The following is a 22029-nucleotide window of genomic DNA, read 5'->3' on the forward strand; positions in this document are numbered from 1 at the left end:
AGGAGGACATTGGCGCGTGCCCGAGGAGCGGTTGTCCGATTTGTAGTCGAACACGTCGGCGCGGGCCTGTTCCCTGGTTTGGTAGACCTTGCCGCCCCTGCTCAATCGAAGTTCAGAATCACCTTCATGGCCTGCGACCGGTCAGCCGCCAGGGCAAAGGCACGCGCCGAATCGCGGTACGACAGCGTGGCCGAGATCAGGGGCTTGACGTCCACCAGCCCCTTGTTCAGCAGCTCCACCGCGACCGCGAACTCCTCATGGAAGCGGAACGCCCCGCGCAGCTCGAACTCCTTGGCCACGATGGTGTTGATCGGCAGCGTCATCTCGCCGCCCAGCCCGAGTTGAACGATGATGCCGCGCGGGCGCAGCGCATCGAAGGCACCGACCAGCGCACGCGCATTGCCGCTGGCCTCGAACAGCACGTCGAAGCTGCCCTTGTCCGCGCTGAAGCGCCCAAGCCCCTCGGGCTCCTCGGCCACGTTGACCACCTCGTCGGCACCGACCTTGAGCGCCTTGCCCAGCGTGTGGGCGCCGACATCGGTGGCCACGATGTGCGCCGCACCGGCGCGCCGCGCCGCAATGATCGCCAGCGCCCCGATCGGCCCGCAGCCCGTCACCAGCACCCGCTTGCCCAGCAGCGAGCCGGCCCGGCGCACCGCGTGCAGCGCCACCGACAGCGGCTCGGCCATCGAGCCCTCCCCGTCGCTCACCGAATCGGCCAGCCGGTGCGCCTGGTGCGTCTCCACCACGATCTGCTGGCGGAAGGCCCCCTGCACGTGCGGCGTGCGCATGGCGCTGCCGTAGTAGCGCATGTCCAGGCAGTGGTTCTGCAGGCCCTGCTGGCAGAACTTGCACAGGCCACACGGCCGGCTCGGGCTGATCGCCACGCGCTCGCCGGCTGCAAAGCCGCTCACGTCGGCCCCCACCGCCTCGATCACGCCCGCCACCTCGTGGCCCAGCACCATCGGCTCCTTGATGCGGATGGTGCCGAAGCCGCCGTGCTGGTAGTAGTGCAGATCGGAGCCGCAGATGCCGCCGCAGCGCACGCGCACCTGCAGCTGGTCGGGCCCGAGCGCGGGCGTGGCCACCTCTTCGACGCGCAGGTCGCCGGGGGCGTGGATGACGAGGGCTTCCATGGGGAGGGTCTCTCTCTATCTATCTCAGAGGGTTGCGGTCACGCCGCCATCCACGTAGAGGATGTGGCCGTTGACGAAGTTGGAGGCGTTGCTGGCCAGGAACACGGCTGCGCCGACCAGGTCCTGCACGTCGCCCCAGCGCCGCGAGGGGGTGCGCCCGACCAGCCAGGCGGTGAACTCGGCGTTGTCGACCAGGGCCTGGGTGAGTTCGGTCTTGAAGTAGCCCGGGCCCAGGCCGTTGACCTGGATGCCGTGCTGGCCCCAGTCGATCGCCATGCCCTTGGTGAGCATCTTCACGGCCCCCTTGCTGGCGGTGTAGGGCGCGATGCCGGGGCGGCCCAGCTCGCTTTGCACCGAGCAGATGTTGACGATCTTGCCTTGCTTGCGCGGGATCATGTGGCGCGCCACCGCCTGGCCGACCAGGAACACGCTGTCGACGTTGGTTTTCATGAGCTCGTGCCAGTCGGCCTCGGCGAACTGGTCCAGCGGTGCGCGGCGCTGCATGCCGGCGTTGTTGACCAGGATGTCGATGGCGCCGATCTCGGCCTCGATGCGGGCCACGGCGGCGGTCACGGCTTCGCCGGAGGTGACATCGAATGCGGCGGTGAGCACCTCAAGGCCTTCGGCGCGCAGCACCTCGGCTGCCGCTTCGAGCTTGCCAGCGTTGCGCGCGTTCAGGATCACACGGGCACCGGCTTGGGCCAGGCCACGCGCCAGGGCGAAGCCGATGCCGGCGCTGGAGCCGGTGATGAGCGCCGTGCGCCCGGCGAGGTTGAAGCTTTCAAGGACAGGGTTCAAGGCGAGGTTCTCAATCAAGATACAGGCGAGGCGAGGCCGGAACGGCCCAACCGGTCGGAGGGGTCAGCGCGCGCCCAGCGCTTCGAGATTGACCGGCGTCGATGGCCTGCCGGCCCGTGGCCCGAAGCCGAGCGCTGCGATGAGGTTGTCGATGGCCAATGCTGCCATCGCGTGGCGCGTCTTCACCGATGCGCTGCCGATGTGCGGCGTCAGCACGATGTTCGGCACCGCGAGCAGGTCAGGATGGATGGCGGGTTCACCTTCGAATACGTCGAGACCGGCGGCCGCAATCGTTCCGGCGCGCAGCGCGTGCGCGAGGGCTGCGTCGTCGACGATCCCGCCGCGGGCAATGTTCGTCAGCGTGGCCTGGGGCTTCATCTGCGCCAGCTCGGCCGCGCCGATCGCGTGGTGGGAGTCGGGGGAGTAGGGCAGCACCAGGATCAGATGGTCGGATTCGCGCAGCAGCGTCGCCTTGTCCACATAGCGGGCGCCGGTCATGTCTTCCAGGTCTGCCGGCAGGCGCGAGCGGTTGTGGTAGATCACCTGCATGCCGAAACCCAGTGCGCCGCGCCGTGCGATCGCACGGCCGATGCGGCCCATGCCCAGGATCCCGAGGGTTGCGCCGTACACGTCGCCGCCGGCGAACATGTCGTAGATGCCGGTCTTGCGCCAATCGCCGCGCCGCACGAAGCGTTCCGACTCCGCAATGCGGCGTGCGGTGGCCATCATCAGCGCGAAGCCATAGTCGGCGGTGGTCTCGGTCAGCACGTCGGGCGTGTTAGTGACCAGGACGCCCCGCGTGGTGCAGGCGGCGACGTCAATGTTGTTGTAGCCGACGCCGACGTTGCAAACCGCCTTGAGCTGCGGGCAGGCGTCGAGGAGCTCGGCGTCGATACGCTCGCTGCCCGTGCTCATCACCCCTTGCTTTCCCTGCAAACGGCGAACCAGTTCGTCCCGGTTCCAGATTTCGTCGGCGGGGTTGTCTTCGACATCGAAATGCTGGCGCAGCCGAACGGCGATGTCTGGAAAGGTGGCGCGGGTGGCCAGGACGGATGGTCGCATGAAGTCTCCTGCTCGATCTGAGCGTCGCCTGCGACGTTATGCAGATCGGCCCGATCGACCAAGACGAGATCGATCTACCACCATCGAGAACGCTTATGCCAGGCCGCCATAACGAAATGCGGCACCCCTAGAACGATGCCGTCTTTGCGTTGAAGCCGGCCCGGGCCTAACTTTGGTTCGTCTTCAACAAGAGCAAAGATCACGTGAGCCCGTCCCGCATCTCGAAGCGCATCCGCCGCATCAAGCCATCCCCGAGCAGCGCCGCCGCCGAGCGCTTCGCAGCCTTGCGCCGGGAGGGCAAGGACATCATCAACCTCGCAATCGGCGAGCCCGACTTCGACACGCCCACGCACATCCGCCAGGCCGGCTGCGAGGCGATCGAGCGCGGCGAGACGCGCTACACGCCCGTGGCTGGAACCCTGGCGCTGCGGCAAGCGATCTCCGCCAAACTGAAGCGCGAAAACGGTCTCGACTACAGCGCGGGCGAGATCATCGTGACCTGTGGCGCCAAGCACGCGCTGTTCAACGCGTTGTCGGTCACGGTGGAGGAAGGGCACGAGGTGATCGTGCCGGCGCCTTTCTGGGTCTCGTATCCGGACATGGTGCTCGCCTGCGACGGTACGCCGGTCATGGTCGCTTGCCGGGAAGAAGACGATTTCCGGCTGACCCCCGAGGCGCTCGAAGCCGCCATCACGCCCGCCACGCGCTGGCTGGTGTTCAATTCGCCGACGAATCCGACCGGGACGACCTACACGACAGCGCAACTGCGCGCGCTGGCGGACGTTCTCTTGCGGCACCCGCAGGTCATGGTGCTGCTCGACGATATCTACGAGCACATCCGCTTCGACGGTGCTGCCCCGCAGCATCTGCTCGCCGTCGAACCGGCGCTTCGAGACCGAACGCTGGTGGTGAACGGCGTTTCTAAGACCTATGCGATGACCGGCTGGCGCATCGGCTATGCCGCAGGCCCCAAGGACATCATCGCCGCGCTGGACATGCTGCAATCCCAATCGACGAGTGGTGTCAGCTCGGTCAGCCAGGCAGCCGCGGCCGTGGCGCTCAACAGCGAAGCCAGCTTCCTGCCGGAATGGGTAGGCCTCTACCGCCAGCGCCGCGACACCGCTGTCCGTATGCTCAACGAGATCCCGGGCATCCGCGCCAGGTCACCTGGGGGCGCCTTTTATCTATACCCTCACTGTGGGGGCCTGATCGGCAAGCGCACACAGAGCGGCAAGCTCCTGGAGACCGACAACGACGTCGTGATCCACCTGCTCGAGGCGGGCGGCGTGATGGTGCTTGCGGGCACTGCCTACGGGGTTTCTCCTTACTTCCGCATGTCGACTGCGACCACCGTCGAGCAGATCGAGGAAGGCTGCCGGCGCATTGCCAAGGCGGTCGCCGAGCTGAGCTAACTGCACCGGCTGCGCGGGCGGCCGCACGGGTTCCTGCGTATCAAGAACGCTTATAGGCGAAGGTGCATTCCATATTGGCTGCGCCGGAAGTCGCTTCCTATCATTCCTTCAACCCTTCCACTTTCGGAGACCAGCGATGAACAGGTACCTCACGATGACTTCCATGCCCTACCGCATCACGGCGATGACGATCGCGGCGCTTGGCTCTCTTTGCATGTTCACGGCGGCACGCGCGCAAAGCGCGGACACCTTCAAGATCGGGATCATCAGCCCGATGAGCGGGCCGAATGCCCGCTACGGCGCCTTCGCCAACAAGGGTGCCGCGCTGGCCGCCAAGGAGATCAATGCCGCTGGCGGCGTGCTCGGCAAGAAGATCGAACTGGTGAGCGGCGACAGCCAGTGCGTGCCGGCCGAAGGCGTGGCGGCAACGCAGCGCATGATCAGTCTCGAGAAGACGGCGATCATCATTGGCGACGTCTGCAGCTCGGTCACGCTGGCGATGCAGCCCATGGTCGAAGAGTCGAAGGTGCTGCTGGTCAACGCCGCATCGTCCAACCCCGACATCACCTACAAGGCCGGTGTCGGCGGCTTCAAGTGGACCTTCCGCAACTACCCGACCGACGAGGTGCGCGCGGCCACCGTGCTCGAGTACGCAGCCAAGACCAAGGGCTTCAAGAAATACGCGGTGCTTTCGGTCGATAGCGACTATGGCCGCGGTGCCATCAAGTTCACCAAGCGCTACCTGCCGAAGTACGAGGGCGCCGAAATCCTCAGCGAGGACTACTACAAGGACTCGGAAACCGATTTCCGCTCGGTGCTCAGCAAGATCCGCCGCTCCGGGGCACAGGCCATCATCCTCTACGGGCAGGCCGACACCACCCCGATCATCGCGCGCCAGATGCTCGAACTGGGGCTGGCCGGCAAGGTGGCGCTGGTGGGCAACGGCGAGTTCAACACCAAGGACACCATCGCCGCTGCGCCCAAGGTCATGAACGGTGCGGTCGAGGCCGCAGCCTGGCTGCCCGAGGTGCCGGCGCCGCGCAGCCTGAAGTTCGTCGACGACTACAAGAAGGCCAATGGCGGAGAAATGCCCAACAACCATGCCTACACCCACTACGACACGCTGCAACTGGTCGCGCAGGCCATCAAGAGCGCCAACAGCCTGAAGGGCGAGGACGTGCGCAATGCCCTCGCGAAGATCAAGTACGACAGCCCGATGGGCGTGGTCACCTTCGACGATCACAACCAGGCCGTGATGCCGATGGTGCTGCTGGAAATCGTCGACGGCAAGCCGGAAATCAAGGGAACGATCACCACCCGGGTCGACTACGCGGCGGCCAAGTAAGGTGGCGCAGCAGCAGCCCTTGAAGAGGACGCCGCCGTGAGTTCCTTCATCCTCGAGCAGATCGTCAACGGCATCATCACCGGGTCGATGTACGCCCTGGTGGCCGCCGGCATGACGATGATCTTCGGCGTGCTGCGGGCCATCAACTTCGCGCACGGCGAGTACTACATGCTGGGCACGTTCGCGGCCTGGTGGGTCATGACCAGGCTGATGGCCGACTACAGCCTCGCCATCGTCGGCGGGGTGGCGATCGTGTCGCTGATCGCGGTGCTGATTGGCCGCAGCGTGATGCAGCGGCTCATCGGCCAGCCCTTCCAGGCGGGCGTGCTGGCCACGCTGGGCCTGTCGCTGATCCTGCAGAACGTCGTCATCCTGGCTTTCGGCGGCGGCTACAAGGTGTTCTCCGGCGGCTGGATCGAGCCCATCGAGATGGGCGACTTCGGCATGTCGCAGCAGCGGGTGATCCTGGTCGTCGTCACGCTCGTCGTTTTCGCCGGTCTCGAATGGATGGTGCGCGGCACCCGGCTGGGCCGGTCGATCCGGGCGGTGTCGCAGAACATCGAGTGCTGCCAGGTCAACGGCATCGACGTCGAGCAGGTGGTGCGCCGCACCTTCCTGATCGGCGTTGGCCTGGCCGCGCTCTCGGGCATCCTGACCGGCCCGGTCAACGTGAGCATCTATGGCGGCATGGGCGAGGCGATCACGCTCAAGACCTTTGCCGTGATCGTGATGGGCGGCATGGGCAACGTGCGCGGCACGCTGATCGCCGGCTGCCTGCTGGGTGTGGTCGAGAGCCTGGTGGCCAGCTTCATCGGCTTGCAGTACCGCGACTCGGTAGGCTTCATTGCACTGCTCCTCATGCTGATGTTCCGGCCGCACGGCCTGTTCAGCAGCAAGGCCCGATTCTGAAAACCCTTCGTCTGGAGCAAGTCCCCATGTCATCCACCACACTGGACGCACCGCTTCTTCCGGCTGCAAGGGTCGCCAAGGTGAACTGGAGCGTCTGCGCACTGGCGCTCGCCGCGCTGCTTGCCACGCCCCTCTTTCTTGGCGACTACTACCTGCACGCCATGGTGCTGGCGATGATCTTCCTGCTGCCCGCGCTGGGCCTGAACCTTATCCTCGGCTACACCGGCATGCTCTCGCTCGCGCAGGGCGTGTTCTTCGGACTGGGTGCCTATGCGTCTGCGCTGATGTCCATCCATTTCGGCACGCCATTCCTCGTGAACTTCCTTGTGGCCGGGTTGTTCGCGGGGCTGGTGGCATTGCCGCTGGGCATTCCGGCGCTCAGGCTGCGCGACACCTCGTTCGTGATGTGCACGCTGGGCATGGTCGTGATTGCCCAGATGGTGTCGAAGAACTGGGTGGACTTCACCCGCGGCGACATGGGGCTGTCGGGCATTGCCAGGCCGAGGCTGGGTTTCGGCGACATGGTGTTCACCGTCGTCAAGGCGCCGGAGTACTTCTACCTGGTGCTTGCCGTCGCGGCACTGGCGGTGGCGGCGTTCGTCGCACTGATCCGCTCGCCGGCGGGCCGCTGCATGGTGGCGATCCGCGACAACGAGACGCTGGCCGAATCGCTCGGCGTGCCGACCTGGACCTACAAGCTCATCGTCTTCATGCTGAGTGCGGTGTTCGCCGGACTGGGCGGCAGCCTCTACGCGCATTTCTCGACGGTGGTGAGCCCGCTGGTGTTCCAGTCCTACTACTCGAACACGATCCTGATCATCGTGCTCGGCGGGGGCGTCGGGAAGGTGCCGGGCGCAATCATCGGCAGCTTCGTCTTCGTTGCCGTCTCCGAAGCGCTGCGGATCACCCCCGAGCTGCGCATGATCATCTACGGATTCGTGCTTCTCGGCCTGGTGTTCCTCTTTCCCCAGGGCCTGGCGCCGCTGTTCCAGAAAGCGGCCGAACGCATCGCCCGCTTCGGCCACCATGGCAAGGAGACGCATCATGCCGGCCGATGACGTCATGCTGCGCATCGAGGGCCTGCGCAAGAACTACGGCGCCGTGGCCGCTCTGCAAGGCGTGGACATCGATGTCCGCCGCGGCGAAGTGATGGGGCTGATCGGCCCGAACGGCTCAGGCAAATCGACACTCTTCGATTGCTGCACAGGCCTGCAGAAGAGCGATGCGGGCCGGGTGCTGCTCAAGGGCGTGGACATCACGGCGTGGCCGATGAACCGGATCGCCCGCGAAGGCCGCTTCCTGCGAAGCTTCCAGAAGACGGTCGTGTTCCCGACGCTGGATTCGGAAGAGAACCTGGTTCTCGCCGGACAGATGTCGCGCTTTCCAAGCGTTCTGTCCACCTTCTGGATCGGCCCGGCCGCGCAACGGCGCGTGAAGGCGCTGCGCGAGCGGGCGCGGGAACTGATCGAGGTGTCGGGCCTGGCGCGCGTGGCGCACCTGCCGGCCGGCAACATGTCGGGCGGCCAGCAGAAGCTGCTGCAGTTCGCGTCGATGCTGATGCCCGATCCGGAGCTGATTCTTCTCGACGAGCCGCTGGCGGGCATCAACCCCATCCTGATCGAGAAGGTGATCCAGTGCATCGAGCATGCGAACCAGGCACTCGGCGTCACCTTCGTCGTGATCGAGCACAACACCGACGTGCTCATGAACCTGAGCCACCGTGTCGTGGTGCTGCACCAGGGCATGAAGCTGGCCGACGACACACCCGAAGCAGTGGTGCGCAACCCGGAGGTCGTCGAGGCCTACCTTGGAGGCTGACATGGCGGACGCGAAGATGGAACTCGAAATCGACAACCTGCATGCGGGCTATGGCCACCTGGACATCCTGCACGGGGTGAACCTGAAGATACGGCACGGCGAGTTCATCACGCTGCTGGGGCCGAATGGCGCGGGCAAGTCCACGCTCCTCAAGTCGCTCTTTGGCATGACGACGCACAAAGGCGGCGCGATCCGATGGAAGGGCAAGGACATCGCCGGCCTGCGGCCGCAGGCCATGCTGGCGCAGGGCATTGCCTATGTGCCGCAGGGACGCTGCAACTTCCAGCTCATGACCATCGACGAGAACCTCGAGATGGCTGCCTACACCCTCAAGGACGGCGACCTGAAGGGCGAGCGCGAATACGTCTACGACCTCTTCCCGATCCTGCGCAAGCGCCGCAATGAGCTGGCCGGGAACATGTCCGGCGGCGAACAGCAGTTGCTCGAGATGGCGATGGCGGTGCTGCGCCGGCCGGAGATCCTGCTGGTCGACGAGCCCTCGGTCGGGTTGTCGCCGCAGGCGATCACGCTCGTCTTCAACGAACTCAAGCGCCTGCACAAGGGCGGCCGGACCATCTTGCTGGTCGAGCAGAACACCCGCAAGGCCATGGAAGCCGCGGAACGCGCAGTCGTGCTGCGCCTGGGCAAGGTGATCTGGGACAGCCCGGTCGGCGATCTGAGCACTGCGGATCTGGGCGAACTTTTCATGACAGGCAGGCGCGCGTCCGACGCGCAGCCCGCCTGATCGCTGCATCTGAATGAACACCGAAGGAGCTGAAAGGCATGAAACTGGCATTTGACACAGGCGGCACGTTCACCGACTTCGCCATGACCGAGGACGACGGAACCATTTTGCTGCACAAGGTACTGAGCACGCCCGACGCACCGGCGCGCGCCGTGCTGCAGGGCGTGGACGAGCTGCTGGCCAAGATTCGCGAGAAGAACGGCGGCAAGGCCGCGGGCGCCGGCACGCTGCAGATACTCGGCGCGACCACGGTCGTGACGAATGCGGTGCTGGAGCGGCGCGGCGTGCACACGGCTTTCATCACCACCGATGGCTTTCAGGACATGCTGCGCATCCGCACCGAAGGACGCTACGACCTGTACGACCTGCGCATCAAGTACCCCGATCCACTGGTCACCCGCGACCTGTGCTTCGGCGTGGAGGAGCGCATCGCAGCGGACGGCACCGTCATCAAGGCGCTGGACGAGGAGGGCGTTCGCGCGATTGCGAGAACGCTGCTCGAGCGGAAGGTCGAATCGGTGGCGGTGTGCCTGCTGCACGCGTACAAGTACGCGCAGCACGAGCGGCGCGTGGGCGAACTGATTGCCGAGGTGGCGCCGGGAATCTCGGTGTCGCTCTCGTCGACCGTCTGCCCTGAGGTGCGCGAGTACGACCGCGCATCGACGACCGTGGTCAATGCCTACACCCGGCCCATGATGGTCGGACACGTGGGCCACCTGGAGCGTGAGCTGTCGAAGCGGGGCGTCGAGGGGCAACTGCTCTGGATGACATCGAGCGGCGGCGTGGTGCCGAGCTCCTCGGCTTCCCGCACGCCGGTGCGTCTGATCGAGTCGGGCCCGGCGGCGGGTGCGGTGGCGGCTGCCGACTACGCCCGCCAGGCGGGGGAGGCGAGCGTGCTCTCCTTCGACATGGGTGGCACCACGGCCAAGCTCTGCCTCATTCCGAACGGCGAGCCGATGGTCGCCAACGACCTGGAGGTCGCGCGCCACGAGCGCTTCCGCAAGGGCAGCGGCTTCCCGCTCAAGATCCAGTCGATCCACATGATCGAGATCGGCGCCGGCGGCGGTAGCATCGCGGCGCGCAGCAAGCTGGGCCTGCTCGGCGTCGGCCCTCGCAGCGCTGCGGCGGCGCCGGGCCCGGCCTGCTACGGCCGCGGCGGCACCGAGCCGACGGTGACCGATGCGGATCTGCTGCTGGGCTACCTGGACGCGAAGTCCTTCCTCGGCGGCGACTTCGCCCTCGACAAGCCCGCGGCCGAGGCGGCGATGGCCCGCCTCGCCAAGGAGCTCTCCATCACGCCGGAGCGCTGCGCCTGGGGCGTTCACGACATGGTCAACGAAAGCATGGCGGAGGCAGCTTCCATGCAGGCCACCGACAGCGGCGTCGACCCGCGCGCGTTGCCGCTCATCGCGTTCGGCGGCGCGGGCCCGGTGCATGCCTACGGCGTTGCGCGCAAGCTCGGCATTCGCAAGGTGATCTGCCCGACCGGTGCGGGCGTGACCTCGGCCATCGGCCTGCTCGGTGCGCCGGTGGCGGCGGATCTTTCCACCAGTCTGCCGATGCGGATCTCGGCATGGAATCCGAGTGCGGTCAAGGTGGTCAAGGCCACGCTGGCCGAGCAAGGCCGCGAGGTGGTGCTGGCCAGCAAGGTGCCCGCCGATCGCATCCGCTTTTCTTATACCGTCGACATGCGCCACGTGGGGCAGGGCTACGAGATCTCGGTGCCGCTGCCGGATCTCGACCCGGCCGACCCGGCCTTCGTCGCGGAGCTGGTGTCACGATTCCATGCCAACTACGTTGCGCTCTACGGCCGCGCGGTCACGGGCACGGATGCCGAGATCATCACCTGGCGCATTCGTGCCAGCGGGCCCAAGAGCACGGTGTCGCTCGCCGGGCTGCGCGGAGAAGCCGGCGCGGTGCGCGATCCGCGCAAGGGATCGCGACCGGTCTTCTTCTCGGAACTCGGCAAGTACGTTGAAACGCCGGTCTACGACCACTATGCATTGCTTCCCGGTGTGCCGATCGAAGGCCCCGCGATCATCGAGCAGCGCGAGTCGACCGTGGTGATGGGACCGAACGCCACAGCCTCGCTCGACGACCAGCACAACCTCATCATGCTTTTGTCCTGAAGGTCACGCCATGTCTATCCTCAAACCCGATTTCAACGACCCGATCACGCTGCAGGTGATGTGGGATCGCCTGGTCTTCATCGCCGACCAGGCCGACACCGCCCTCGGCCGCACCGCCTTCTCGCCGATCGTGCGCGAGAACCACGACTACGTGAACGTGCTGCTCGACGCACAGGGGCGCGCCCTCGCACAGTGCACCTGGTCGATCCCGGTTTTCATCACGACGCTGCCGATGGCCGCGCAGAACTACTTTCTCAAGGCCTTCCCACCGGAGTCGCTGGAGCCGGGCGACGTGCTCGCCACCAACGACCCTGTGATCGGCACCGGGCATCTGCCGGACATGGTCATGCTGACACCGATCTTCCGCAATGGAAAGATCGTGGCCTACGCCGGCAGCATCGCGCACTTGCCCGACATCGGCGGGCGCCCGCAATCGCCGGACTCGACCGACATGTTCGAGGAAGGCATCCGCATTCCGATGCTGAAGCTCTTCAAGGCCGGCAAGCCGAACACCGACGTGTTTTCCGTGATCGAGGCGAGCGTGCGTCTTCCGCACGAAGTCCGTGGCGACATCCAGAGCATGGTCGCGGCCAACGAAGTGATGAGCCGCGAGTTCAGCCGCTTCATGGACGAGTACGGGCTCGACGACTGCGACGCGCTGGGCCAGGCCATCTTCAGCCGCTCCGAGCGGCACATGCGCAAGGCCATCACCGCCTGGCCCAACGGCAGCTACAAGGCCGACATGACGATCGACGGCTTCGAGACCGAGGTGAAGCTGTGCGTCAGCGTCGAGGTGAGGGACGATTCGATCCACGTCGACTACACCGGCACCTCGCCCGAGGTGGCCAGGGGCATCAACGTGGTGCCGCACTATCGGGTGGCGCACAGCGTGTATGCGCTCAAGTGCCTGCTCGATCCGGACACGCCCAACAACGAGGGCTGCATGATCCCGCTGACCGACTCCGCGCCCGCGGGCTCGATCCTCAACCCGAGGCCGCATGCGGCCGGTGCGGCCCGCAACCTGGTCGGGCATTGCATTCCGAGCCTGATCTTCAAGGCGCTCCAGCACGTCGTGCCCGAAGGCGCGATGGGCGACAGCGGTGGCGCGCCGATCTGGGGCATCAACTGCCAGGGCCAGCGCTCTGACGGCACGGCCTACGGCAGCGCGCAGAACTTCCATGGAGGGCAGGGCGGCCGCTCGTCGATGGATGGGCTCGACACCCTGAGCTTTCCGTCGAACTGCCGCGTGACACCGATCGAGATGTACGAGCTGGCGGTGCCGGTGCTGATTGAGTGCAAGGAACTCATTCCCGACTCCGGCGGTCCGGGCAAGTTCAGAGGGGGCCTGGGCCAGCGCGGGATCATCCGCAACCTGTCCGACCGCGAAATGAACATCTACCTCAGCACCGAGCACGTGAAGTATCCGTGCCTGGGCGTTCTGGGAGGCCAGGCCGGCCGCAACGGCGCGGTGCTGCACGACGACCGACCGGTGTTCGCCAAGGGGCGGCTGGTTCTCGCGACGGGCGAGCGCCTGACCATCGAATTGCCCGGCGGGGGCGGCTGGGGCGACGCGCAGGAGCGCTCGCGCGAGCTCATCGAAGACGACCTGAAGCAAGGCCTCATCAGCGTGGAAGGCGCGCGCGCGCACTACGGCTATGACGCCCCCGTCGTCAGGAAGCCCGTGGAGGTGGCCGCGTAATGGCCGCCAAAGCGCTGGCGGGCCAGGTCGCCCTCGTCACGGGCGGCGGCTCCGGCATCGGTCGCTCGACGGCCCTGATGCTTGCTGCCGAGGGCGCGCGGGTGGTGGTGATGGGACGCCGCATCGAGCCCCTGCAAGCCGTCGTAGAGCAGATACGCGCGTCCGGCGGCGAAGCATGGTGCCGGCAGGCCGACCTGCAGAGCCGCGAACAGCTGCAGGAACTGGTGCGGTGGACGGAAGCGGAAGTCGGCAAGGTCGGTATCCTGGTCAACAACGCGGGCCTCACCAGCCGCGTGCGCAACATCCGATGGATCGAGCCGGACGATTGGGAGTCCGCGATTTCGGTCAACCTCACGGCGGTCTACGTTCTGATCCAGGCGGTGCTGCCGGGCATGTTGGCAGCGGGCGCGGGAACCATCGTGACCGTGTCGTCCCTGGCGGCCGTGCGGCCCAACCTGCTGGGCGGCGCGCCCTATGGCGCAGCGAAGGCGGCCGTGACGAATCTCATGGGGTTCATGCACGCCACGTTCCGCAACAACAACATCCGTTCCACGACGATCCTGCCCGGCGAGGTCAACACGCCGATCATGGACACCCGCGCTCGGCCGCCGACCGCGGCCGAACGTGCGGCGATGGTCGCGCCCGACGACGTGGCGCGCGCCATCCTGCTGGCCTGCACGTTGCCGCAAGGCACCACCATCGAGCAGCTGGTCATCAGTCCGACCCTGGCGCGCGACCAAGGGCCCGATGTCGAGACCAGCCGCTGGCTTGGCGCGCCCGAAGGCACTTTGGGCAAACCCTGAACCGGAGCAAACGATGAGCACGACTCTTCATCAACGCCTGGCACGCGGCGACTCCGTGCTGATGGTCAACCCCAACCACGTATCGCCCACGCTGTGCGAGAAGCTGGTGCGCTCGGGTGCCGATTCGGTCTTCATCGATTGCGAGCATGGCCTCGCCAGCTTCGAGGACATTCATCACATGGCCAAGGCCGCACGCTACGGCGGCGGCTGGGGCATCGTGCGGCCACAGAACCAGGAACGCTCGACCATCACCCGCTGCCTGAATGCCGGCGCGGACGGGGTGATGGTGCCGCTGATCCACACGGCCGAGATCGCCCGGCAGGTGGTGCACACCTTCCGCTACGCCTGTCCAGACGACCATGCGACCCGGTTGCTGGTTGGCATGGTGGAATCGGTCGAGGCGGTGCGCAATCTCGACGAGATCCTTGCGGTCGACGGGATCGACGTGTTCTTCGTCGGCCCCGGTGACCTCTCGCAATCGATGGGCTATTCACCCGCCGTGGGCGCGGGCAAGCGCCGTCCCCAGCCGGTGCTCGACCTCGTGGATCAGACGCTGCAACGCATTCGCGCAGCCGGCAAGATCGCGGGCACGCTCGTCGTGCGACAGGATGTGCAGCATCTCGTGTCGGTTGGCGCGCAGCTGCTGTACTACCACGCCGATCCGTTCGTGAATGAAGGCGTCGCGGTCATGCGCCAGCTTTCGTCGGTGCCGTCCGCCGCGGCCGTGACCTGAGCTTCAGGCCGACGGCACCTGTTCCGGGGGCGCGCTGATCCCGGGGAGCCGGCCCGTCGCGAATAGATCGTCGATCTGCGCCCTCAGGATGTCGAGGACGGCCCTGGCCTGGTCGGACATCGGCAGATGATTCGGCACGCACAGCGACACGGTCGCCTGCAGGCCGGGCTCCACGATGCGGCGGATGATCGGAGGGTTGGCCGGTGAAGAGAAATCGGCCAGCGCTGCCGGAAGAATCGTGGCGCCGACGCCGGCCTCGATGGCCTGGCGCAGCGTTTCCGACGATTCGATTTCGGCCCGGATGTTCGGAACCACGCCAACCCGCGCGAATGCCTCGTCGACCGCCCTACGCAGGAAATGCATTCGGCTCGGCAGGAGCAGGTCGATGCCGGCGAGCGCACGAAGGGCGATCGTCTGGTCGTCCGTGTGCGGCAATTGAAGGCCAGCGGGCGCGATGAGAAACAGCTCCTCGGTCAACAGCGGCTGCAGCGTCACGCCTTTCATGGGACTGCCGGCATAGATGATGGCCATGTCCATGCGCCCCGTCATCACCATCTCGCTGAGCACCAGCCCGAAGTTGTCGTTGATGAACAGATTGACCTCGGGATAACGGCTGCGCACAGCCTTGAGCAGCGGCATCGAGAGGATGGATGCCGTGCTGTAGGTGGCCAGCCCGACTGAAACCGGGCCCGAGATGGCGCTGGCATCGATGCGGTTGGCGAGATCGCGTTCGAGTTGATCGAGGTGGCCCAGCATGATCTGCGCCTGCCGATACAGCTGGGCACCTGCGGGCGTCGGCGTCACGCCGGCGTTGGACCGAACCAGCAGCTTGCGCTTGAAATGATCTTCGAGCGAAGCGATGTGCTGGCTCAGGGCAGGCTGCGCCACGCTCAGCTGGTGCGCTGCCGCCGAGAGGCTCTTGGCGTCCACCGCCGTCACGAAACTTTTGAGTGTCTTGAAATTGACTGTCATGCAGAAGTCCATTCCGCCCGCGGCGAGTGCCGCTTGCTTCGGTTCGGCGCGCTGATCGTAACCCCGGTTGACGACGCACGACGGTGGCTTGATGCTTGCTTGCTCCCCATCTTGCAAGCAACAACGAGGCCCTCGTGAATCTCAGGCGTTTGAAGTATTTCGTGAAGATCGTGGACGTTGGCAGCCTGACTTTGGCCTCCGAGATTCTGCATGTTGCGCAGCCCGCGCTGAGCCAGCAACTGGCAACGCTCGAAGGCGAGTTCAATCAGAAGCTGCTGCTGCGAACTCAAAAAGGTGTGGTGGCCACAGAGGCGGGCAAGGTGCTGTACCGGCATGCGCAGATGATCCTGCGGCAGTTCGATCAGGCGCGTGCGGACGTGCTCAACGCGGGCCGCAGTCTGGCGGGGCAGGTGTCGGTGGGGCTGGCGCCGGGCACGGCAGCCTCGACGCTGGCGCTCAAGCTGCTGCAGACGGTGCAGGGCCGCCATCCCCAGATCGTGCTTCACATCAACGAGAACTTCGGCACGACGCTGTGTGACGTGGTTCGAAGCGGCCTCATGGACATGGCGGTTCTGTACGGTGGAGAGAGCCCGGTGCAAGGGCTCTCCTTCGATCCATTGCTGACGGAGGATCTTTGCGTCGTTGCGCCCGCGGAGATGGTGAGCAAACCCGGGGACTTGGCGCTGCGCGACCTTCGCGACGTGGATCTCCTGTTGCCCTGTACCAATAACCAGCTTCGACGGTACGTCGACCAGGCGTTCGCGGCGGCCCACGTGGTGCCCCGCGTGGTGGCCGAGATGGAGTCCGCCAGCACGCTCGCCGCAGCGATCGCTTCCGGCGTCGGCGCGACGATCCTGCCATTTTCGGTAGCGCGATCCGTCGCCGCGACTTCGTCAGTGAACGTCTGCCGACTTGTCTCGCCCACGATCGAAGTGCCACTGGCGATGTGCGTGTCGGATCACCTGCCTCTGTCCGAGCCCGCGCAGGTCGTCAAAGGCATTCTCCTGGAGCTCGTCGGGGCACTCGATCTGCAGGGTGGATTGCACCGCACCTTGCTCAATCACGCGCGCGTTCAGGTGGTCGCTCACGAATAGACCCGGCCGCGCCGCTGCCTTCAGCCGCCCGGTATATGGGGCGGGCGCAACTCCACCGGCTTGGCTGACTTCTTGCGCATCCTGATGTTGAGCATCTCCACTGCCACCGAGAAGGCCATGGCGAAGTACACGTAGCCCTTGGGCACGTGATGGTCGAAGCCCTCCGCGACCAGAACCACCCCTACCACCACCAGGAAGGCCAGAGCCAGCATCTTGATGGTGGGGTGGTTGGAAACGAAGCGGCCGATCGGGCTGGCGAACAACATCATCAGGAGCACGGAGGCGATCACCGCGGCGATCATGACCCGCACGTCATCCACCATCCCGACGGCCGTGATGATCGAGTCCAGCGAGAACACGAGATCGATCACCATGATCTGCAGGAGCACGGAAGAGAAGCTGGCCTTGACGGCGCTGGACTTCTGCTCGTGCCCGCCTTCCAGCGATTGGTGAACCTCGCTCGTGCTCTTCCAGATCAGGAACAGTCCACCCAGGATCAGGATCAAGTCGCGGCCGGAGATCTCCTGGTCGAGCACCGAGAAGAGCGGGGCCACCAGGCCGACGATCCAGGCGAGCACCAGCAGCAGGCCGATGCGCATGAACATGGCCATGAACAGACCGATCCGCCGTGCGGATTCGCGCCGGGCGGGAGGCAGCTTGTCGACCAGGATGGAGATGAAGATGATGTTGTCGATGCCCAGGACGAGCTCCAGCGCGGTCAGCGTGGCGAAGGCGATCCAGACTTGAGGATCGGTCAGGAGTTCGAGCATTGAGGTTCTTTCAGCAGGGAAGGGCCGGGAAGGGTTGGCCAGAATAAGCTTCTCCAACTCTCCGGTGCTGTATCGCGTTTGCGATACAGGACTTCATTCTTCCGTCTCGCCATGAATGCCACCTGACGCACACATGAATATTGGATGAATAGAGCCGCCTTGGCCCGGCGCTACAGCAACTCTTCGGCCACGAAAGGGGAGAGCAGCCAGTTCTTGCTCTTGATGAACCAACTGGTCTCCGGTTCGTCCTCGTGAACAGCCGTCGTCGTGCCGTTGCTGTCCTGCTCGACCCATTCAACGCCACCCGTAGCCCCTATTCGCACCAGGTAAGCACTGGTATATCGATCGATCGATATGATGCGATTGATGTCTGCGGCGATCTCGGGACTGTCTATCACCAGGCCGATCTCGGTGTTGAGGCTGGCAGAGCGCCCATCCAGGTTCATCGATCCCACGAACACCCGCTTGTCGTCGATAACGGCCGTCTTGCCATGCAGACGTCCCGTGGTTTTGCCGAATTCGCCCAATCGTCCCGAGCGCTGGCTCAGCATGGGACTGAGTTCGTAGATGACGACCCCCAGCTTCAATATTTCCTTGCGATAGCGAGCGTATCCGGCATAGACCAGCGGCTCGTCGGTAGCAGCGAGAGAGTTGGTGACGACAATGATCTTGACGCCGCCTTGAAGTTGACGTTGGATTTGGGCGAGGCCAACCTGGCCAGGCACGTAGTACGGCGACGTGATGAAGAGATGCGATCGGGCCGTCTCCAGAACGGCGAGCGTTCGTTGCGAGACACTCCCCTGAAAGCGTTCTTCGATGCGCCCGCGCATGATTTTCGCTGGGTCGTCAACGAGAACTTGCGCCTTCGCATGGAATTGATCCAGCTTTCCGTCGTCGAGTTGACGCGCGACCGAGGTTCTTCCCAGAGCATCTCGCTCATTCTCCGGAAGCCCATGTCCTGCTCCGCCAACCCATTGATCGAAGCGCCGTTGCGCTTGCTCTGGGGATAGATCGAACGACGCTACCTGGCCAATGGGGCGCACTTGCTCGCTGTTCCAGTAGATGTCGAATGCGGCGGACTGCTCACGCACCACCGGCCCACTGGCCAGCACATCCATGTCGATAAAGTTGGCCTGCCCGTCCTGCATGAAGTATTCATCGGCTATGTTGCGGCCACCCGAGACGGAAAAGCTGTTGTCGACGATGAACAGTTTGTTGTGCATGCGATGGTTGATGCGGCCAAACTCGTGAATCGAGAAAACGATGCGCGACAGCAATGAGCCCGATCGCGCCGGCAACGGGTTGAACAGGCGCACCTCCACGTTGGGGTAGGCCGCCAGCGAGCTGAACAGCTCATCCGCGTCAGACATGTACAGATCGTCCACCAGCAGCCGCACCCGCACGCCACGCAGCGAGGCATCGCGCAGTTCACGCAGGAGCTGCCGCCCCACGCCATCGTTGCGCAGTTCGTAGTACTGCGCGTCTATCGACTTCTCAGCCCGGCTTGCCAGAGCAATGCGGGCATTGAACGAGAAGGGCGCCTCCGGCAGCAAGCGGAACCCCGAAAGCTCTGCAGCACCAGGCAGAGCATTTTGCTTTGCGATGCGCGCAAGCCGTGTTGAAGCTACATCCTGAATGGCATAGGTGGGTGGCACCGGCCTGGGCGCCGGCAGCGACGCGCAACCTCCCAGAAGCGCCGCCACAATCAACAGGCAACGAAGTCCGAAGAAGCTGGCGTGCCTCTTCATGGCCACGGCGCACCCATGCTTAACCGGCGAGCGCCGGATAGTCCGTGTAGCCCTTGGCACCGGGCGTGTAGAACGTGTCCGGGGCAGGAGCGTTCAACGGCGCGTCTTGGCGCATGCGCTCAACCAGGTCAGGGTTGGCGATGAAAGGCCTGCCCATGGCTGTCAGATCCGCGCGGCCTTCGCTCAGCGCCTGTTGTGCGCTGGCTTTATTGAGTCCACCGGCGAGGATGAAGGGGCCGTCGAACGCAGCCTTCAAATCGGCCTTCAGCTTCGCCGAGACGGGCGGGGCGCCAATGGCCGAATGGTCCAGAACGTGAACGTACATGAGGTCGAGTGCGGAGAGTTGCTTCACCAGCGCCAGGTACTGTTCGTCCACGCCTTCGAATGCGCCGGTGCTATTGACCACACCGTGAGGCGACAGGCGGATGCCGACTCGCTCAGCGCCGATCTCCTTCACGGCAGCACGGGCGACCTCGAGCACCAGCCGGTTGCGCCCTTCGGGCGTGCCGCCGTAGCCATCGGTGCGGCGGTTGACGTTGGCGTTCAGGAATTGCTCGAGCAAGTAACCGTTGGCCGCGTGCAGCTCGATGCCATCGAAGCCGGCTTGGATGGCAAGGCGCGCGGCCGTTGCGTACTCGCCGATCGCGACCTGGATGTCGGCCTCGGTCATGGCGCGCGGCGGCGTGTGCGGTTGGCTGCCTTGCGTATCGGTCCACATTTCGCCAGGGCAGGTCTCTGATGAAGAGCTAAGCACTTCGGCGCCGGCCGGCAGGTTGGCCTGGTGGGACACCCGGCCGGTATGCATCAGCTGCACGACGATCTTGCCGCCCTTGGCATGGACTGCGTCGGTCACAAGCTTCCAGCCTTGCACCTGGGCGTCATTGAACAGACCCGGGATGCGGGCGTAGCCCAAGCCGTTGGGCGACGGCGAGGTTCCTTCCGTGATGATGAGGCCGGCACTCGCGCGCTGGGCGTAGTAGGTGGCCATCAGGCTGTTGGGCGTGTTGTTGTCGACCGCGCGGCTGCGCGTGAGCGGCGACATCACGGTGCGGTTCTTGAGCGGGGTGGTGCGCAGGGAGAAGGCGTCGAAAAGCATTGAGCTGTCCTGGAGGAGTTGGAAGAGGAAAGAGAAGAAGAGAGAGCCGGGATCGTGGCCTGAGGGCTCAGCCGATGCGGTAGCGCGGGGCCGGCGTTCCAACCTGGGTGGCGGCGAACAGTGCGGAGCGCGCTGCCTCGTACTTCTCCCACAGAGCTGCATCGGCGACCGACGGCCAGGTGATCGCTTCGCCTTGATCCAATCCCGCAAGCGCCGCATCGACCATGTGCTCGGTCGTCATCAAGGCGTCCTTGTTGAGGGCCGCCAGCGGAACGCCCGACAGATCCCAGATCTCGGTGGCCGTCGAGGCTGGCAGGACCAGCTGAACCTTCACCCCGGTGCCGGCCAGTTCCTCCTGCAGGCCCCGGCTGTATTGCAGTACGAAGGCTTTGGTGCCGCTGTAGACGGCGCTGATGGGCAGAGCATGGATGCCCAGCACCGAAGCGATGTTGATGATCACTCCGTCGTTTCTCGCGATGAAGGCCGGCACTGCCGCCTGGGTCAGGCGCGTCAGCGCCGTGACGTTGAGGGCGATCTGCGAGAGCGCGTCGCCTGCGGACCTCTGGGCCAATGGTCCCAGTCGCGCAATGCCGGCGTTGTTGATCAGGACGCGCACGTCGGCGTTGGTGGACAGAATCGTCTCGATCCGCGCCAGGTCCTCGTCCTTGGTCAGGTCGGCAACGACCGGCTCGGCTTTGATCCCGTGCGCCTTCGAGACCTGCGCGCAGAGGGCTTCCAGGCGATCAGCGCGCCGGGCGACAAGAATGAGGTCGTAGCCACGCGCAGCGAGGCGATCCGCATACACGGCTCCGATGCCGGAGGAAGCCCCGGTGACAAGGGCGACTTTTCGGGAACTGGGATTTGTCATTAATAGCTTTCCAATGAAATTGCGTGCTCAACCAAAAAGGTTGAGGGCTCAAATGAAGATTGACCAACCGCCGGTTGTTGATGGTGCAGCGCGATGTCGGTGGAGGTCATCGCCCGAGGGGCACTGGTGACCAGAGCTTCGAAGAGCATGGCGATCTCAGGACGCCTGCGGAAGGTAGCTCGGCCGCGCCGCCGTCATCCCGTGCTTGACCTGCAGGGTGAGTTCATCGGCCAGCACCTCGTCGACGCCCGATTCGAGTCCGTCGAGTGCACGCTTGACGATGTCTTCAGGGCTGGACTTCGGCACATCGAACCCGCGCGTGAGGTCGGTGTCGACGTACGCCATGTGCAGCCCCAGCACTTGGGTCTTCTGCGCCGCCAGTTCATTGCGCAGGGCATTGGTGAGCGACCAGGCTGCGGACTTGCTGGCCGAATAGGCCGCCAGCTCACCGCCGTTCACCCATGAGGCGACCGACAGGACGTTGAGCAGCGCGCCGCCACCGTTGGCCTTGAGAATTGGCGCGAAGGCCTTGCTCATGCGCAACACGGCGAAGAAATTGGTCTCGAAGATGCGTCGTGCGACGTCTTCGCTATCGACTGCGAGAAAGCCGCCCGGCTGCGCAATGCCGGCGTTGTTGATCACCAGCGTCACATCGGAGGCCAGCGCGGCGGCGGCCGCCACGTCTTCCGGCTTGTTGACGTCCAGGCGCAGGGCCTCCACACCGGATTGGGTGATGGCCGCGGGGTCGCGCGCGCCGGCGTAGACCTTGCGCGCACCGCGGGCGAGCAGCTCGCGCGCGAATGCCAGGCCGACGCCGCGATTGGCACCCGTGACGAGGACAACAGCGTTTTCAATCTTCATGGGAATCTCCAAAAGGTGGGGTGGAAAACTT

The 22029-nt window shown here is 65.2% G+C and carries 21 protein-coding genes; 11 read left to right on the forward strand and 10 right to left on the reverse strand.

The genetic code is table 11. The features are described from left to right. Window positions 1–101 precede the first annotated feature (101 nt). The 3 genes from QTI05_RS17055 to QTI05_RS17065 form a co-directional block, all read right to left on the reverse strand. Window positions 102–1136 carry an L-idonate 5-dehydrogenase gene (locus QTI05_RS17055; RefSeq protein ID WP_286622341.1) on the reverse strand — a complete coding sequence of 345 codons (1035 nt, stop codon included), beginning with the start codon at window positions 1134–1136 and terminating at the stop codon, window positions 102–104. Window positions 1137–1160: 24 nt separating this feature from the next. After that, window positions 1161–1934: an SDR family NAD(P)-dependent oxidoreductase gene (locus QTI05_RS17060; protein WP_286622342.1), complete on the reverse strand. Its 774-nt coding sequence runs from the start codon at window positions 1932–1934 to the stop codon at window positions 1161–1163. Window positions 1935–1997: 63 nt separating this feature from the next. Further along, on the reverse strand, window positions 1998–2996 hold the full coding sequence (locus tag QTI05_RS17065) for a 2-hydroxyacid dehydrogenase (RefSeq protein WP_286547270.1): 999 nt from the start codon (window positions 2994–2996) through the stop codon (window positions 1998–2000). 203 nt (window positions 2997–3199) lie between these two features. Between QTI05_RS17065 and QTI05_RS17070 the strand changes: the two genes are divergently transcribed. The 10 genes from QTI05_RS17070 (at window position 3200) to QTI05_RS17115 (ending at window position 14589) form a co-directional block, all read left to right on the forward strand. Next, the gene (locus tag QTI05_RS17070; protein ID WP_286622343.1) at window positions 3200–4408 is read left to right on the forward strand and encodes an aspartate transaminase; all 1209 of its coding nucleotides are present in this window, start codon (window positions 3200–3202) and stop codon (window positions 4406–4408) included. 136 nt (window positions 4409–4544) lie between these two features. Next, window positions 4545–5753, forward strand: a complete 1209-nt coding sequence (locus QTI05_RS17075) for an ABC transporter substrate-binding protein (RefSeq protein ID WP_286622345.1) — start codon at window positions 4545–4547, stop codon at window positions 5751–5753. A gap of 36 nt (window positions 5754–5789) precedes the next feature. Next, window positions 5790–6662: a branched-chain amino acid ABC transporter permease gene (locus QTI05_RS17080; RefSeq protein WP_286622346.1), complete on the forward strand. Its 873-nt coding sequence runs from the start codon at window positions 5790–5792 to the stop codon at window positions 6660–6662. Window positions 6663–6688: 26 nt separating this feature from the next. Then, on the forward strand, window positions 6689–7720 hold the full coding sequence (locus tag QTI05_RS17085) for a branched-chain amino acid ABC transporter permease (RefSeq protein ID WP_286622348.1): 1032 nt from the start codon (window positions 6689–6691) through the stop codon (window positions 7718–7720). Continuing rightward, window positions 7707–8480 carry an ABC transporter ATP-binding protein gene (locus QTI05_RS17090; RefSeq protein WP_286622349.1) on the forward strand — a complete coding sequence of 258 codons (774 nt, stop codon included), beginning with the start codon at window positions 7707–7709 and terminating at the stop codon, window positions 8478–8480. Before QTI05_RS17085 ends, QTI05_RS17090 begins: the two co-directional genes overlap by 14 nt. Before the next feature lies 1 nt (window position 8481). Further along, window positions 8482–9225, forward strand: coding sequence for a branched-chain amino acid ABC transporter ATP-binding protein (locus tag QTI05_RS17095; protein ID WP_286622350.1), 744 nt, complete (start codon window positions 8482–8484; stop codon window positions 9223–9225). A gap of 38 nt (window positions 9226–9263) precedes the next feature. Continuing rightward, window positions 9264–11354 carry a hydantoinase/oxoprolinase family protein gene (locus tag QTI05_RS17100; RefSeq protein ID WP_286622351.1) on the forward strand — a complete coding sequence of 697 codons (2091 nt, stop codon included), beginning with the start codon at window positions 9264–9266 and terminating at the stop codon, window positions 11352–11354. 10 nt (window positions 11355–11364) lie between these two features. After that, on the forward strand, window positions 11365–13053 hold the full coding sequence (locus tag QTI05_RS17105) for a hydantoinase B/oxoprolinase family protein (RefSeq protein WP_286622352.1): 1689 nt from the start codon (window positions 11365–11367) through the stop codon (window positions 13051–13053). Next, window positions 13053–13856 (forward strand): SDR family oxidoreductase, encoded by an 804-nt coding sequence (locus QTI05_RS17110; RefSeq protein WP_286622354.1) that lies wholly within the window; start codon window positions 13053–13055, stop codon window positions 13854–13856. The genes QTI05_RS17105 and QTI05_RS17110 overlap by 1 nt, the downstream gene beginning before the upstream one ends. Window positions 13857–13869: 13 nt before the next feature. After that, the gene (locus tag QTI05_RS17115) at window positions 13870–14589 is read left to right on the forward strand and encodes an HpcH/HpaI aldolase family protein (RefSeq protein WP_286622355.1); all 720 of its coding nucleotides are present in this window, start codon (window positions 13870–13872) and stop codon (window positions 14587–14589) included. 3 nt (window positions 14590–14592) lie between these two features. Here QTI05_RS17115 and QTI05_RS17120 read toward each other — a convergent pair whose 3' ends face one another. Continuing rightward, window positions 14593–15561, reverse strand: coding sequence for a LysR substrate-binding domain-containing protein (locus QTI05_RS17120; RefSeq protein ID WP_286622357.1), 969 nt, complete (start codon window positions 15559–15561; stop codon window positions 14593–14595). 134 nt (window positions 15562–15695) lie between these two features. Between QTI05_RS17120 and nac the strand changes: the two genes are divergently transcribed. Beyond that, window positions 15696–16655, forward strand: a complete 960-nt coding sequence (gene nac, locus QTI05_RS17125) for a nitrogen assimilation transcriptional regulator NAC (protein WP_286622358.1) — start codon at window positions 15696–15698, stop codon at window positions 16653–16655. A 20-nt stretch (window positions 16656–16675) separates the two neighbouring features. Here nac and QTI05_RS17130 read toward each other — a convergent pair whose 3' ends face one another. From QTI05_RS17130 to QTI05_RS17155, 6 genes are all read right to left on the reverse strand, one after another. After that, window positions 16676–17425 (reverse strand): TerC family protein, encoded by a 750-nt coding sequence (locus tag QTI05_RS17130; protein WP_286547300.1) that lies wholly within the window; start codon window positions 17423–17425, stop codon window positions 16676–16678. Between the two features lie 170 nt (window positions 17426–17595). Then, on the reverse strand, window positions 17596–19173 hold the full coding sequence (locus QTI05_RS17135; protein ID WP_286622359.1) for a phospholipase D family protein: 1578 nt from the start codon (window positions 19171–19173) through the stop codon (window positions 17596–17598). A 19-nt stretch (window positions 19174–19192) separates the two neighbouring features. Next, window positions 19193–20269 (reverse strand): alkene reductase, encoded by a 1077-nt coding sequence (locus QTI05_RS17140; protein WP_286622360.1) that lies wholly within the window; start codon window positions 20267–20269, stop codon window positions 19193–19195. Between the two features lie 67 nt (window positions 20270–20336). After that, window positions 20337–21137, reverse strand: coding sequence for an SDR family NAD(P)-dependent oxidoreductase (locus QTI05_RS17145; RefSeq protein ID WP_286622361.1), 801 nt, complete (start codon window positions 21135–21137; stop codon window positions 20337–20339). Further along, window positions 21137–21286 carry a hypothetical protein gene (locus QTI05_RS17150; protein ID WP_286547306.1) on the reverse strand — a complete coding sequence of 50 codons (150 nt, stop codon included), beginning with the start codon at window positions 21284–21286 and terminating at the stop codon, window positions 21137–21139. The genes QTI05_RS17145 and QTI05_RS17150 overlap by 1 nt, the downstream gene beginning before the upstream one ends. 7 nt (window positions 21287–21293) lie before the next feature. After that, complete coding sequence (locus tag QTI05_RS17155; RefSeq protein ID WP_286622362.1) at window positions 21294–21998, reverse strand: SDR family oxidoreductase; 705 nt, start codon at window positions 21996–21998, stop codon at window positions 21294–21296. Window positions 21999–22029: the final 31 nt, after the last annotated feature.

Origin of the sequence: Variovorax fucosicus, from assembly GCF_030316825.1 — a bacterium.
Classification (GTDB): Bacteria; Pseudomonadota; Gammaproteobacteria; order Burkholderiales; family Burkholderiaceae_C; genus Variovorax; species Variovorax fucosicus.